This window comes from Pseudomonas sp. NFACC13-1 (assembly GCF_900104425.1).
Lineage (GTDB): Bacteria > Pseudomonadota > Gammaproteobacteria > Pseudomonadales > Pseudomonadaceae > Aquipseudomonas > Aquipseudomonas fluorescens_AA.
The window spans coordinates 203,600-217,665 of record NZ_FMXV01000002.1 but is presented as its reverse complement, the minus strand read 5'-3'; the positions used below and the strand labels follow the sequence as shown (position 1 = coordinate 217,665).

The following is a 14,066-nucleotide window of genomic DNA, read 5'->3' as shown; positions in this document are numbered from 1 at the left end:
AAAAGCAAGCAAAAACAATTTTTGACCGCTGAGAAAAGGAAGATTCATTTTGCGTGGCTTTTTTTATGGATTTTTTTTGAGCCTGGCACTCACCGGTTGCTCGTTCTTTGCCCCCAGTGTCGACCTGGACAGCCTGACCCTTGACGTCGCGCCCCGGGCCAATGACGACACGCCGATCGCGGTGGATTTCATCGCGGTGAACGACCCGGACCTGCTCAAGCAGCTGTCGGGCATCACCGCCAGCCAATGGTTCGCCGAGCGCGAACAGTTCCAGCGCGACTATCGTCAACTCATGTCGGTGTGGGGGCTGGAGCTGGTCCCGGGGCAATTCATCGACCGCCAACCCTTCCCATTGGAGGGCCGGCGCGCCGCTGGACTTTTGGTCTTCGCCAGCTATAACACTCCCGGAGCCCACCGGCTTCGGCTGGACGATCAGCGCAAGGCCTGGCTGAAGTTCGACAGTCGCGAGATGACCCTCGTCAACGATGGCCAGCGTGATGACCGTCAACCTTGAGTAAACCGCGGGCCGCCATGGGCGGCGACATTGGGATGTCGAAGGGAGTCGTATGAGTCTGTTACCTGACGCGGTGTGCTGGCATGAGGGCATGCAATTGCTGCCCCAGCATTTTCAATTGCAGGGGCTGCGTGCAGAGGCCTTGGCCGCGCATTTCGCCGGGGCCTGCAACCCTTGGTTCTGGGGCGTCAGCCAGTTGGACGTCGACCCGTCGGCCCTCAGCGCCGGCCAGGTACGCCTGCTGCAACTGCAAGGCACCTTGCCGGACGGCTTGCCGGTCAATCTGCAGGCTGGCGTCGGGCCGACCCTGGAGCTGGACATCACCGAGGCCATCGACAAGACCGCCGATGCCACCGTGACCGTGTACCTGGCCGTCAGCCCACTGTGGCGCGCCGGGCAACTGCTGCCGCTCAAGGGCCGTTTGCAGTCGGTGGTCGGCGAGGCGTTGCCGGACCTCACCAGCGGTGAGTTTCCCGAATCGATCACGGTCTGGCGACCCAACCCGAGGTTGTGCACACAACTGAGCAAGGCCGATTCGATCTGCCTGCCGTTGCTGCGCATCCGCAAGGAGGGCGGTGGCTTCTGGCGCGTACCTTACACGCCACCAACGCCGGTCCTGTTGCCGGAATCGGTCCTTGGCCGGCGGGTCGCCGGGGTGTGTGCCCGGGCCCGGGAAAAGTGCATGTTCCTCGCCGGTCGCTTGCGTCAGGCCCAGGCGGCCGGCAACCAGGACGATGCCATGGAGATCCGCCGGCAATTGACCGCCTTGTGGGCGCGCTTGCCGGAAGTCGAAGGGGTGCTGAACACCCGCGTGGCGACGCCCCAGGCACTCTATGGTTTGCTGCTGGGGCTGGCCGGGAGTTGGTCGGCCCTCGACCCGCTGGCGGGCGTCCCGGCCTTCGCACCGTTGGATTTTCTCGAGTTGCAGCGTGGCTACGAGCCGTTGCTGGATTGGCTGGAAACCACCCTGGAGCTGGTCCGTGCCGGCTATCGCAGCCTGGCCTTCGAGCGCAACGAGCAGGTCTTCTCCATCCAGTTGCCGGACGACCAGCCGGATCAACGCCTGGTGATCGGCCTGCGCATGCCCAACGGTGCCAACGAGCAGGCGGCGGCCGACTGGTTGCGCGGGGCGATCATCGCGTCGGCGCGGCACGTTCCGCTGCTGAGCCGGCAGCGCATGAGCGGTTTGCACCACCAGGCCATGAGCCGTAACGAACAGGTGGCCTACAGCGTCGGCGACGACACCCGTTTGTTCGTGGTGGCCGCCAGCGGGCAATGGTTCGACGGGCAATTGCCGCTGCACATCGTGGCGCCGGCATCGGCCCAGGCCAGCAGCCCGTGGCAAGTGGTGTTGTTCGTGGCGCAAGCCAGTGATAGTGCCTGATCGCAAAGGGGGAATCGTATGCCTGACGGAAGTGGCGGGGCGGTTCGGAGTCTGCATGAGGCGCCGTTGAGCAGCGCTTTTCGCCAGGCCTGGCTGAAGTGGTCCCAGGAATGGCAGGACTTGCCCAAGGACAGCGACTCCGCGGTATTGGTCAACCGGGTGGTGGAGTTTTCCGGGCGCAGCGCCCAACGTCTGTGGCGGGTGGCCTTCGCCACCGTCGGCGATGCGGCCACCGAACAGGTCAAGGCACTGGTCTATGCCTTCGTCGCGCTGGTGGACGAAACCTTGTTGTTCAGCCCTTGGCCCGGTCAACTGGCCTGGCAGCAACACCCCCTCGAATCACGCATGTATGCCAGTCGCCAGGCCGGCGAGCGCTTGCCGGCGGCGATCAAGAAATTGCTGGACGAGCAGATGCCCGGTACCCGGGACCTGGCGAACGTCTACCTGCAGTGCCTGATCCTGGGGTTCCAGGGGCGATTGCGGGGCGAGCCCGGCCAGATCCAGCAGGCCAAGTGGCGCGCGGCGCTGTTCACCTTCGCCTGGCAACACGACCCCGATTATGTCGACGTCAGCCAGCGCCTGGCGTTGGCTGCGGCGGCACCGCCGGTGCGCATGCCGGTGCAGCAGTCGTTGCCGGACGGCTTGCGCCTGGGGCTGGCGATCCTGGCGATGGTGTTGTTGCTGACCGGCTTGGGGCAGGTGTTCTGGCGTGACATCCGTTTGGAGCTCGAGCCAGTGTTGCAACTGAACGAGTCGGCGGTGGTTCAGGAGCTGGATTCATGAGCACCCTGGGCATCGTTGCCCTGGTGTTGATCGCCATCGTCGCGGTGCTGTTGATCGCGGCTCTGATCTGGTGGCTGCGGACCCAGGGCGGGGCGGCGATCCGCAGTTTCTATGGGGCGGTGCGCCACATGGAACAGGAGCAGGGCACCCGGGACCGCTATCAGATGCCCTGGCTGATGATGCTCGGCAATGAAACCGACGGTGCCCGACTGTGCGCCCAGTGGCGCTTGCAACCGACCGACAAGGCCGCCTGGTTCGGGCGCTGGTTTTGCGATGTCGAAGGCGCGGTGCTGGTGGTGCCCCAGGCGCTGTTCCTGCCCGACGAAGGCATGAACCGGCAACGGGGCAACTGGTGGCGCCTGCTCGGGCTGATGTTGCGCTTGCGCAGCAAACGGCCATTGGATGCGGTGATCTGGACCGTGCCGTTCAGCACCCTCGATGACATCGAGCACACCACCGAGCTGAGCCTCAAGGTCCGGCGCTGCTTCATCGACCTTTTGCAACGCTTCGGCCTCAGCCTGCCGGTGTATGTGGTGATGACCGGGATGGAGGAACTGCCCGGGTTCCAGGAACTGGTCAGCGCGCTGCCCGCCGAGGCGCGCGAGTCGATGCTGGGCTGGTCGTCGCCGTATTTGCCGGATGCGGCGTGGCAGTCGCAATGGAGTGATCAGGCCCTGGACCAGGTCAACGCCGCGCTGTCGCAGTCGATCATCGAGATCGGTGCGCTGTCGGGACAATTGGGCACCGATCTCTATGGCTTGCCGGAGCGTTTCGAAGGCTTGCGGCGGGCCTTGCAGATCCTGCTGGAACCGGTGTTCCAGGGCAACGCCCAAGGCGAAGCGCCGCGTTTTCGCGGGGTGTATTTCACCGCCCGCCAGGCGCCGGCCGTCAGCGGCGACGGGTTGGCCGCCGCCGACAGCGCCCAGGGGCAAACCGTGTTCGCCCGGCAATTGTGGTCGCGACGGCTAGTGGCCGAACGTGGCCTGGCCCAGCCTGTGCCAAGGCTGTTGCGCTTGCGCCAGCGCGGGCATCGGTTGGCCGCGGCGGTGGCGTTGGTGGTGGGCCTGGTCTGGCTGGGGAGCATGGTCTGGGTCTGGCACGATTCGGTGGAGCAAGCCGAAGGGTTGTCGCGGTTGATCCTCAGCGCCCATAAGAACCACCTCGTCGTCGACCCCGACGAACCCCAACTGGAGCCGACCCGCCACAACGTGCAGAACTACTGGAACGTGTTGGAAAAAGCCCCGCGCTGGCGCTTCGTCTCGGTGGTCTTTCCCACCTCGTGGTTCTCTTCCGTGGACACGCAACTGGAGAATGGGTTGCGCCTGACCGCCCGGCATCATTGGATCTTGCCGTTGCGGGATCTGTTGAACGCAGACCTGGAGCAACTCAAGTCCATCCGCAACACCGAGCGGCGGGGCAATGTCGAGAGTGAAGACCCGGCGCAATGGCAGAGCTACGTGAAGGCCAAGGCACTGGTGGACCTGGCGGTACGCCTGGAACAGCACAACCAGATGTTCAGCCAGGTGGTGAACGACCCCAAGGCGCCGCTGGACGAACTGGTGCAACTGAGCAATACCGCGTTGTCCCTGGGACTCAACACCGGCACCTTGAGCCGTGCACATTTCTACAACCGGGTGCTGTTCGATGCCCAGAACGGCGATTTGAAAGGGCTGGACCTGAACGCCGCGCGCCCGGTGATCTCCGATAATTTCACCGGCCTGATGCAGCGCTGGCTGGACCATTACTTCCTGGCGGACAACTTCGTGCGCCAGGCCGGTTACCTCAAGCTGCACCTGCAACGGCTGGAAGCCGGCAGCGGCAATTCCTTGAGCGAACTCGAAGACCTGATGGCGCTGATCGACGATTTGCAGACGCTGGTCAGCCTGACCAATTCGGCCTGGGGCCGAGGCAAGGGCCAGGACCTGGTGCCCGGCTACAGCCAGATGCTGGACAAGGTCAGTCACAGCGCTTTGCTGGGGCCGGATATCGAGCAGGACCTGGAGAGCCAGGCGGCGAAGTTGCAGCAGAGTTTTCGTGACCAGTGGATCGTCCAGACCGGCTCCCGGGACAACCTGCTGGTGCAACAGGGCAGCGGCCTGCTGGTCTTGCAGGACCATGTCACCGCGCTGGACGGTGCGGTGCAGGCACTGTTCAAGCGCGATTTCGTGGCGTTGGCCATGCAGAAGGATCCGTCGGACAGCAACCCCGATGCGATGGGCCAGGGCGATGGCAGTGATGATTTCAGCGTCGCCCTGAACTACTTCGCCAGCTACAAGAGCTATGCCAGCGAAGAACTGCCGCGCATTCCGCCGGATTACCGTGACGCGCTGATGCAGGCCGCCGAAGGCGCTGCCGCACGGGCCATGTGGCTGAGCCTGGATGAAAGCGACGCATCGTTGCCCGGCATGGGTTTCAATGTGCAAACGACCCAGGCCGTGGCGCTGCAAAAAGCCTTCATGGATGTGCACCGCGGCGACCTGGCGATCCGTTTCCAGCGTCTGCTCAATCGCCGGGCATTGGCGCAGATCAAGAGTGGCCTGGACGAAATCGATGCCCAGCCGCTGTTCAGCCAGCGAGCCGATGTCCAGCGCTGGGACGGTTCGAAGAACTTCGGCTTGCAGTTGTACGGTGCCAGCGATCCACAAGACTTGAAGCTGAGCCTGAGCCAGCAATTCGGCGTGATGTTGCAGGTTGCCGAGCAGCGAATGCCCGCCCTGGAATGGCTGATCGTCCAGCAGGACAACCTGTCGGCCCTGGAGCACGACCAGGTGGCGCGCTTCATGGCCCTCAACGATGAATTGCTCAAGTACAAGAACCAGAACCCGGCCAGCTCGGCGGCCCAATTGGAGCAATTGGTGAGCCGGGACTTCATCGCCATGGACACCACGTCCTGTGCGCAGATCTTGCAGACCTCCAGCCTGCCCAGCGGGCGCGGCGACCTGGCCCAGCGCACGGTCGCGTTGCAGCAGGGCGCCCTGCAACGGTGCCTGTACCTGCAACAGAACCAGGCGGCGACCGCCTGGAATGACTTGGCCAACTATTTCAATCAATACCTGGCCGGGCGCTTTCCGTTCGCCCTGGATGTGCGAGCCAGCGATGCCGACCCGGCGCGGGTCCGGCACCTGCTGGAACTGATCGACACACGCCTGCCCCTGGCCCAGGCCGGGCTGGTGTTGAGCCAGACGCCGGACCGCCTGGCGGCCGAGGATTTTCTCAGCCGTTTGAAACAGGCCGGCACCTGGCTCGGGCCGCTGTTCGTGCGCGACAAGAGTGGCATTCTGGGGGTGGAGATGGACGTGCGCTGGCGGACCGACCGTGATGAAGAGCGCGGCGCTGACCAAGTGATCGCCTGGAGCCTGGACGCCGGCAACCAACAGATCAGCTACCCTGGCGGCGGCCAGCAGAACCTGCGGTGGATGGTCGGCCAGCCCGTGCGCCTGACCTTGCGCTGGGCCCGCAACGGCTACCAGCGTCCGGCCAACGATCCATTGCAACCGAACCTGGTGGTGCGCGACCTGGAGGCCGGCTGGGAGTACCAGGGGCCGTGGTCATTGCTGCGCCTGATGCGCGCGCTGGGATCGGCCCAGCGCCAGCCGAATGTCGACTACACCGATTTTCCCTTGGCCCTGCAACTGCCGGTCACTGCCCAGACCCAGGCCCGCACGGCGGAACAGACACTGATGTTCGTGCGCCTGTCGTTGATGAGCCAGGGCTCCAAGTTGCCATTGTCGATCCCGCCGCTGCCGACGCGGGCACCCCGTTCACCTTTCATGGCGACCTCATCGAGCCCCGCCATCGCCACCCGTGAGGAGGGTCTGTGAGCGTGCCGATATCGCCTTTGCCCGAGTTGGTCACTCAGTTGCTCGAGCCGATCAGTGCCGAGTCGCCCTGTGGCTCTGACCTGCGCTACGAGCCGGAATACGATCAACTGCGCGAATTGCGCCGGGAGGACGACACCAGCTTGCCCACCGGTGTGTGGCAGTCTTCGATCAAGCGCGCCCTGTGGCCGGACCTGGAGCGGCTCGCGACTGCGCTGCTGCTGGAGCGCAGCAAGGACTTGATGATCAGTGCCTGGCTGGGGGAGGCCTGGTTGCATCGGGCCGGGCTGGAGGGGTTGCCGGGCAGCCTGGCGCTGGTGGCGGGGTTGTGTGAGCGCTATCCGGAGCAGTTGCATCCCCAGGCCGATGAAGGCGACCAGTCGTGGCGGGTGATCCCCTTGGAGTGGCTGGCCCGTCGCTACAGCGAAGTATTGCTGACGCGGGTGCCCTTGCTCGATGGCCGGGACGCGGCGTTTGCCAGTTTCTGCCTGGACGACTGGCAACGCTTGCAACGTCAGCAAGTGTTGGTCAACGACAGCAAGAATGCCAAGGCGTCGGCGGAAGCGGCGCGCAACGACCAAAAGAAACTCACCGAACTGATTCGCAGCACCCCTTTGTCGTTCTGGTTGCATCGCCAGGGCAGCCTGTTGCTGAGCCTGCAGCACCTGCAACGGCTCGAGGCCTGGAGTGATGCTTACCTGGGCAACCTGGCCCCGGGCTACAAATCCCTGCAGGACGTGATCCAGGCATTGCTGACATTGGTAGAGGAGTTCATCGCGATGCACCCACAGCAACCCACCGTCGTGCCGGTGCAAACGTCCCCGGCGCCGACGTCGACGTCCCAGCCGCAGGCGGCCGCCCAAGTCTTCCAGGAGCCGGCCAATCGTGAAGAGGCCTACCGACAGCTACTGGTGATCGCCGGTTACCTGGCCCGTACCGAGCCCCATAGCCCGGTGCCCTATCTGATCCGGCGTGGTGTGGAGTGGGGCAACAAGCCGCTGAGCGAGCTGCTGGGTGAACTGATCAGTGCCGATGCCGAATCCCGGCGGTTGTGGACCTTGCTTGGGGTGCTTTAAAGCTGCGCGTCGGGTAGCGGCACCGGCGTCAACACCGGTTTGCCGGCAAAGAACGCGTTCAGGTTCTGGCCCACCAACTCCACCGTGCCACGCGTCGCTTCCGGCGACAGGCCGGCCACATGGGGCGTCAGTACGACGTTGGGCAGGCTTTTCAGCGCGTCCGGCACTTCGGGTTCGTGATCGAACACGTCCAGGGCCGCGCCGGCGATCCGGCGCTGTTCCAGGGCGCTGATCAGGTCGGCGGTGGCGACCACACTGGCGCGGGCGATGTTCACCAGGAAACCATGGGGCCCCAGGGCGTCGAGGGCCTGTTTGTTGATCAACTGCCGGGTATCCAGGCCGCCGGGTGTGGCGACGATCAGGAAGTCCGAGACCCGGGCCAGTTCCGTGGGCGTGGTGCAGAAGGTGTAGGGCACGTCGTTGCGCACCCGGCGATTGTGGTAGCTGACGCTCATGTCGAAGCCGAGGGCAGCGCGCTTGGCAATGGCCATGCCCACCGCACCCAGGCCCAGCACGCCCAAGCGCTTGCCGGCCAGGGAAGGGCGCATGACCTTGGCCCACTCGCCACGGCGCACACTCGCATCGGCCCGAGGGATGTCGCGCACCAACGCCAGCAACAGCGCCATGGCATGGTCGGCCACCGACGAGGCGTTGACCCCGGCGCCGTTGGTTACCACGATGCCCCGGTTGCGGGCGGCTTGCAGGTCCACCTGCTCATAGCCGGCACCGATCACGCAGATGATCTGCAGGTTGGGCAGGGCGGCGATTTCCTCGGCCGTCAAACCCAGGGGGCCACGGGTCAGCACCGCGCTGAAGCGTTCACCGTGTTCGAAAATCGCTGTCTTGCGTTCGGCCGGCGTGGGCGCCAATTCCAGGTGGTAACCCTGCCGCTCGAGAATCGGCAGGTATTCATTGACGGTTTCAACCAGTACCAGAACGGTTGCGGTCATGCTGGGCTCCTGTGGGCGCTGGATCGATTGTGGCTATTCAACCTGATTGTAGGAGCCGGGGGCAGGGGGGGCTTGGCTTTTTATGTGCATTTTGGTTGCAGGGGGACTTTGTGTGGGGGCCTGGCAGATGGCCTGTCTCGCTGCTTGTACTCCGATCCAATATCCAATGGTGGGAGCGAGCTTGCTCGCGATGGCGCCGGTCTGTTCACATCGATGCAAGCTGATCCACCTCTATCGCGAGCAAGCTCGCTCCTACAGGGAGCGCAGGGAAATACAGGGACAATTCCACCGCGGCGATCTGATCCGCACAACCGCTCCTCAGCTAAGTCTTTGCTTCTGCTCGTGAATCCCGGACAATCGCGCCCCTGTTTCGGCCAGGGCGCTGCCTGTCGGGGTTTTCCGACTCGTCCCGGCCGGGTGCATGTGACCGGAAAGCGGAGATCCGACCGGATGAATGATCAGGCCAATAGCGTCGAAGAGCGCTTTGAAACGACAGTCCCAGCCACCCTCAGCCAATGGAGTCGCCAGGACACCACCTGGATGCTGGGTCTGTTTGGCACCGCCATCGGTGCAGGCACTCTGTTCTTACCCATCAATGCGGGCCTGGGTGGTTTTTGGCCGCTGCTGATCCTGGCGTTGCTGGCGTTCCCCATGACGTTCTATGCCCATCGGGGCCTGACCCGTTTCGTGTTGTCCGGTCGCGACAGCGCGGACATCACCGAGGTGGTGGAGGAGCATTTCGGCCTCAAGGCCGGTGCGCTGATCACGCTTTTGTACTTCTTTGCCATTTTCCCGATCCTGCTGATCTACAGCGTGGCGCTGACCAACACGGTAGGCAGCTTCCTGGAGCATCAGTTGCATATCCAGCCGCCCCCTCGGGCCGTGCTGTCCCTGGTGCTGATCCTCGGCTTGCTGGCGGTGGTCCGTTGCGGCGAGCAGGCGATCGTCAAGGCCATGAGCCTGATGGTCTACCCGTTCATCGTGGCGCTGCTGTTTCTGGCGGTGTTCCTGATTCCCCACTGGAGCGGCGGTATCCTGAGCACGGCGTCGACGCCGCCTGAACCTTCGGCGTTGTTGCATACCTTGTGGCTGGCGATCCCGGTGATGGTGTTCTCGTTCAACCACTCGCCGATCATCTCGGCGTTTGCGGTGGACCAGAAACGTCGCTACGGCGGCAACGCCGAGGAGCGCAGTTCGCAGATCCTGTCGCGCGCCCATGTGCTGATGGTGGTGATGGTGCTGTTCTTCGTGTTCAGTTGCGTGCTGACCCTGACCCCGGCGCAATTGGCCGAGGCCAAGGCGCAGAACCTGTCGATCCTGTCGTACCTGGCTAACCATTTCAGCAACCCGACCATCGCCTTTGCCGCGCCGTTGATTGCGTTTGTCGCCATTTCCAAATCGTTCCTGGGGCACTACATCGGTGCCAGCGAAGGCCTCAAGGGCCTGATCGTCAAGAGCGGCCGCCGTCCGGCACCCAAGACCCTGGACCGCCTCACCGCAGCGTTCATGCTGGTGGTGTGCTGGATCGTCGCCACCCTCAACCCGAGCATCCTGGGCATGATCGAAACCCTGGGCGGCCCGGTCATCGCAGCCATCCTGTTCCTGATGCCGATGTACGCCATCCGCAAAGTCCCGGCCATGGCTCGCTATCGCGGCCAGGCGTCGAATGTATTCGTTGTGTTGGTGGGTTTAGTGGCGATTACGGCGTTGGTCTACTCACTGATGGCTTGACCATCACCCTGTGGGAGCGAGCTTGCTCGCGATGGCGGTGGGTCAGTTTGCATTGATATTGGATGTGCCGGCGCCATCGCGGGCAAGCCCGCTCCCACACTGGTTTTGGGTGTTCACAGAACTTACATCCACCCCAACTCCCACACTGGTTTTGGGGTGTTCATGGAAAGTTGCAACCACCCCAGATCCCCTGTGGGAGCGAGCTTGCTCGCGATGGCGGTCGTACGGTTGGCATCGAAATGACAGGCATAAAAAAACGCCGCCCCTCGCAAGAAGGGCGGCGTTTTCAGTCGGGCGTTCTAAGCTTTACGCTTGAACGACCGGGATGTTGGCGTTTGCAGCCGCTTCACGGAACTCGGCGATCTGGTCGAAGCTCAGGTAGCGGTACACGTCCGCTGCCATGCTGTCGATCTTGCCGGCGTATTCCATGTACTCCTCGACGGTCGGCAGGCGACCCAGGATCGAAGCCACGGACGCCAGTTCGGCCGAAGCCAGGTAGACGTTCGCGCCGTCACCCAGACGGTTCGGGAAGTTACGGGTCGAGGTCGACACCACGGTGGAGTTCGGCTCGACGCGCGCCTGGTTACCCATGCACAGCGAGCAGCCTGGCATTTCCATCCGTGCACCGGCCTTGCCGTAGATGCCGTAGTAACCCTCTTCGGTGAGCTGGTGGGCGTCCATCTTGGTCGGCGGCGACAGCCACAGACGGGTTGGCAATTGCCCCTTGACCTGCTCCAGCAGTTTACCGGCGGCGCGGAAGTGACCGATGTTGGTCATGCACGAACCGATGAACACTTCGTCGATCTTCTCGCCAGCAACGCTGGACAGCAGACGGGCATCGTCCGGATCGTTCGGCGCGCAGAGCACAGGCTCGTTGATGTCGGCCAGATCGATTTCGATGACTTCGGCGTATTCGGCGTCGGCATCGGCTTCCATCAGTTGCGGGTTGGCGACCCAGGCTTCCATCGCTTGGGCGCGACGTTCCAGGGTACGTGCATCACCGTAGCCTTCGCCGATCATCCAGCGCAGCAGGGTGATGTTTGATTGCAGGTACTCGGTGATCGACTCTTTCGACAGCTTGATGGTGCAACCGGCAGCCGAACGTTCAGCCGAGGCGTCGGACAATTCGAAAGCCTGTTCCAGGGTCAGGCCTTCCAGGCCTTCGATTTCCAGGATGCGGCCGGAGAAGGCGTTTTTCTTGCCTTTCTTCTCGACGGTCAGCAGACCGTTCTGGATGGCGAAGTACGGGATGGCATGGACCAGGTCACGCAGGGTGATGCCAGGTTTCATTTTGCCTTTGAAGCGCACCAGGATCGATTCCGGCATGTCCAGCGGCATGACGCCGGTGGCAGCGGCGAACGCGACCAGGCCGGAACCGGCCGGGAACGAGATGCCCATCGGGAAACGGGTGTGCGAGTCACCACCGGTACCTACGGTGTCTGGCAGCAGCATGCGGTTCAGCCACGAGTGGATGATGCCGTCGCCCGGACGCAGGGAAACGCCGCCGCGGGTCATGATGAAGTCAGGCAGGGTGTGGTGGGTGGTGACGTCGATCGGCTTCGGATAGGCCGCGGTGTGGCAGAAGGACTGCATCACCAGGTCAGCCGAGAAGCCCAGGCACGCCAGGTCTTTCAGTTCGTCACGGGTCATCGGACCGGTGGTGTCCTGGGAACCCACGGTGGTCATCTTCGGTTCGCAGTAGGTACCCGGGCGCACGCCTTGGCCTTCCGCCAGACCGCAGGCCTTGCCGACCATCTTCTGCGCCAGGGTGAAACCCTTGGTGCTTTCGGCGGGGGCTTCAGGCTTCTTGAACAGGTCGAACGGTGGCAGACCCAGCTCGGCGCGTGCCTTCTCGGTCAGGCCACGGCCGATGATCAGCGGGATACGACCGCCGGCACGGACTTCGTCCAACAGCACAGGGGTCTTCATTTCGAAGGTGGTGATGACTTCGTCGGTACCGTGCTTGCAGACTTTGCCAGCATGCGGGTACAGGTCGATCACGTCGCCCATGTGCATGTTGGACACATCGAATTCGATCGGCAGGGCGCCGGCGTCTTCCATGGTGTTGTAGAAAATCGGTGCGATCTTGCTGCCGAAGCAGAAACCGCCGGCGCGCTTGTTCGGAACGAAAGGAACGTCGTCGCCGAAGAACCACAGCACCGAGTTGGTCGCCGATTTACGCGACGAACCGGTACCGACCACGTCACCGACGTAGGCGATCGGGAAGCCTTGGCCGCGCATCTCTTCGATCTGCTTCATCGGGCCGGTCTTGCCTTGCTCGTCCGGAACGATGCCGTCACGGGCCATTTTCAGCATGGCCAGGGCGTGCAGCGGGATGTCCGGGCGGGACCAGGCGTCAGGGGCAGGGGACAGGTCGTCGGTGTTGGTTTCGCCGGTGACCTTGAACACCCGCAGGCTGATCTTGTCGGCCAGCACCGGGCGGTTCTTGAACCACTCGCCGTCGGCCCAGGATTGCAGCACGGCCTTGGCGTGAACGTTACCGTTCTTGGCTTTTTCAGCCACGTCGTGGAAGGCATCGAACATCAGCAGGGTGTGCTTGAGTTCCTTGGCGGCTACCGGCGCCAGTTCGGCGTCGTCCAGCAGTTCCACCAGGGTCACGATGTTATAGCCGCCCTGCATGGTGCCGAGCAGTTCAACGGCACGCTTCTTGTCCAGCAGAGGGGATTGGGCCTGGCCCTTGGCCAGGGCGGAGAGGAAACCGGCCTTGACGTAGGCGGCTTCGTCGACTCCAGGCGGAACGCGGTTGGTGATCAGGTCAACGAGGAAAGCTTCTTCGCCAGCCGGAGGATTTTTCAGCAGCTCGATCAGGCCTGCGGTTTGTTCGGCGTTAAGCGGCTGGGGAACGATACCCAGGGCTGCGCGCTCTTCGATATGTTTGCGGTAGGCTTCAAGCACAGTTATTACCCTCATCAGTGGTCCCAAATGGGTGTCCGGGACGCTCATCCAGGAACCCACGGTACTCATGCGCGTCGACGGCTTTTTGAGCCATCACGCCAGAGTTTCCGCACGTTCCTCACAGAAGCTGCTTTCAAAGTTTTACGCCTGCAGAACGGGAGCTGATGAGGGTTGGCGTCGGGCTTTCCCCGCTGGAAAGACCCTTCGCCAACACCGTTCTGAAGGAACGACTGTGCTCGTGACGCTTTGAAAACAGCTTCTAACGGACATTGGCGCCTTAAAAGGCTGGCTGATTCTACGGGAAAAAAAAATTAAAGGTAAGTTGGGCGCTCAAGTTTGAGGGGTGATCAATCTTAGACAAAGGGCTAACATGCCAGCCTGTCCTGCTTTTGCGTGTGTTTTTCCCTATGCCCAACCAGCTCATCAAGACCCCCTGCGTCGGCCTTTGCTCCACTGTCTACGGTGACCTGGTGTGCCGTGGCTGCAAGCGGTTCCACCATGAAGTGATTCACTGGAACGGCTACAACGAGGACGAAAAACGCGCGGTGTGGATGCGGCTCGAACAACTGTTGGTGCAGGTGATGGTGGCCAAGCTGGAGGTTTTCGACCCCGGGTTGCTGCGCCAGCAACTGGAGTCGCGCAAGATCCGTTTTGTGCCGCACCAGTCGGAATATTGCTGGGCCTACCAGTTGATCGCCCGGGGCGCGCGGGTGATCAACAACCTGGAAGCCTACGGCATGGTGCTGATGCCGGAGTTTCGCGACTGGGACCTGCCGGACCTGCGCGATGCCATTGATCGGGAGTTTTTCCTCCTGTCCGAAGCCCATTACCAGCGGTACATCGCACCCGGGTTCCTGAAGGATGCGATCGGCGGCTGACCCCGGCCAGTACAAA

At 63.1% G+C, this 14,066-nt stretch carries 9 protein-coding genes; 7 read left to right on the top strand and 2 right to left on the bottom strand.

What is annotated here, in order from left to right; genetic code table 11:
* Positions 1 to 49: 49 nt before the first annotated feature.
* From BLQ55_RS03395 to tssA, 5 genes are read left to right on the top strand one after another with little or no spacing between them, the layout of a single operon-like run.
* Positions 50 to 514, top strand: coding sequence for a type VI secretion protein (locus BLQ55_RS03395; protein ID WP_092165325.1), 465 nt, complete (start codon positions 50 to 52; stop codon positions 512 to 514).
* 52 nt (positions 515 to 566) lie between these two features.
* Positions 567 to 1,898 (top strand): type VI secretion system baseplate subunit TssK, encoded by a 1,332-nt coding sequence (tssK, locus tag BLQ55_RS03390; RefSeq protein WP_092252376.1) that lies wholly within the window; start codon positions 567 to 569, stop codon positions 1,896 to 1,898.
* An 18-nt stretch (positions 1,899 to 1,916) separates the two neighbouring features.
* The gene (locus BLQ55_RS03385) at positions 1,917 to 2,681 is read left to right on the top strand and encodes a DotU family type IV/VI secretion system protein (protein ID WP_092252374.1); all 765 of its coding nucleotides are present in this window, start codon (positions 1,917 to 1,919) and stop codon (positions 2,679 to 2,681) included.
* A complete protein-coding gene (locus tag BLQ55_RS03380) occupies positions 2,678 to 6,502 on the top strand; it encodes a type VI secretion system protein (protein WP_092252372.1) in 3,825 nt (1,274 codons plus the stop codon). The genes BLQ55_RS03385 and BLQ55_RS03380 overlap by 4 nt, the downstream gene beginning before the upstream one ends.
* Entirely contained in the window at positions 6,499 to 7,575 is a 1,077-nt protein-coding gene (tssA, locus tag BLQ55_RS03375; protein WP_092252370.1) for a type VI secretion system protein TssA, read from the top strand. The genes BLQ55_RS03380 and tssA overlap by 4 nt, the downstream gene beginning before the upstream one ends.
* Here tssA and BLQ55_RS03370 read toward each other — a convergent pair.
* Positions 7,572 to 8,525: a 2-hydroxyacid dehydrogenase gene (locus BLQ55_RS03370; RefSeq protein ID WP_092198116.1), complete on the bottom strand. Its 954-nt coding sequence runs from the start codon at positions 8,523 to 8,525 to the stop codon at positions 7,572 to 7,574. The two genes, tssA and BLQ55_RS03370, sit on opposite strands and share 4 nt — an antisense overlap.
* Before the next feature lie 450 nt (positions 8,526 to 8,975).
* Here BLQ55_RS03370 and BLQ55_RS03365 point away from each other — a divergent pair, with 450 nt between their 5' ends.
* Complete coding sequence (locus tag BLQ55_RS03365) at positions 8,976 to 10,256, top strand: serine/threonine transporter (protein ID WP_092252368.1); 1,281 nt, start codon at positions 8,976 to 8,978, stop codon at positions 10,254 to 10,256.
* A 306-nt stretch (positions 10,257 to 10,562) separates the two neighbouring features.
* Here BLQ55_RS03365 and acnB read toward each other — a convergent pair whose 3' ends face one another.
* Positions 10,563 to 13,172 carry a bifunctional aconitate hydratase 2/2-methylisocitrate dehydratase gene (gene acnB / locus BLQ55_RS03360; RefSeq protein WP_092198122.1) on the bottom strand — a complete coding sequence of 870 codons (2,610 nt, stop codon included), beginning with the start codon at positions 13,170 to 13,172 and terminating at the stop codon, positions 10,563 to 10,565.
* 407 nt (positions 13,173 to 13,579) lie between these two features.
* On the opposite strand from acnB, the gene BLQ55_RS03355 reads away from it, so the two are divergent.
* Complete coding sequence (locus BLQ55_RS03355; protein ID WP_060741956.1) at positions 13,580 to 14,050, top strand: DUF1289 domain-containing protein; 471 nt, start codon at positions 13,580 to 13,582, stop codon at positions 14,048 to 14,050.
* Positions 14,051 to 14,066: the final 16 nt, after the last annotated feature.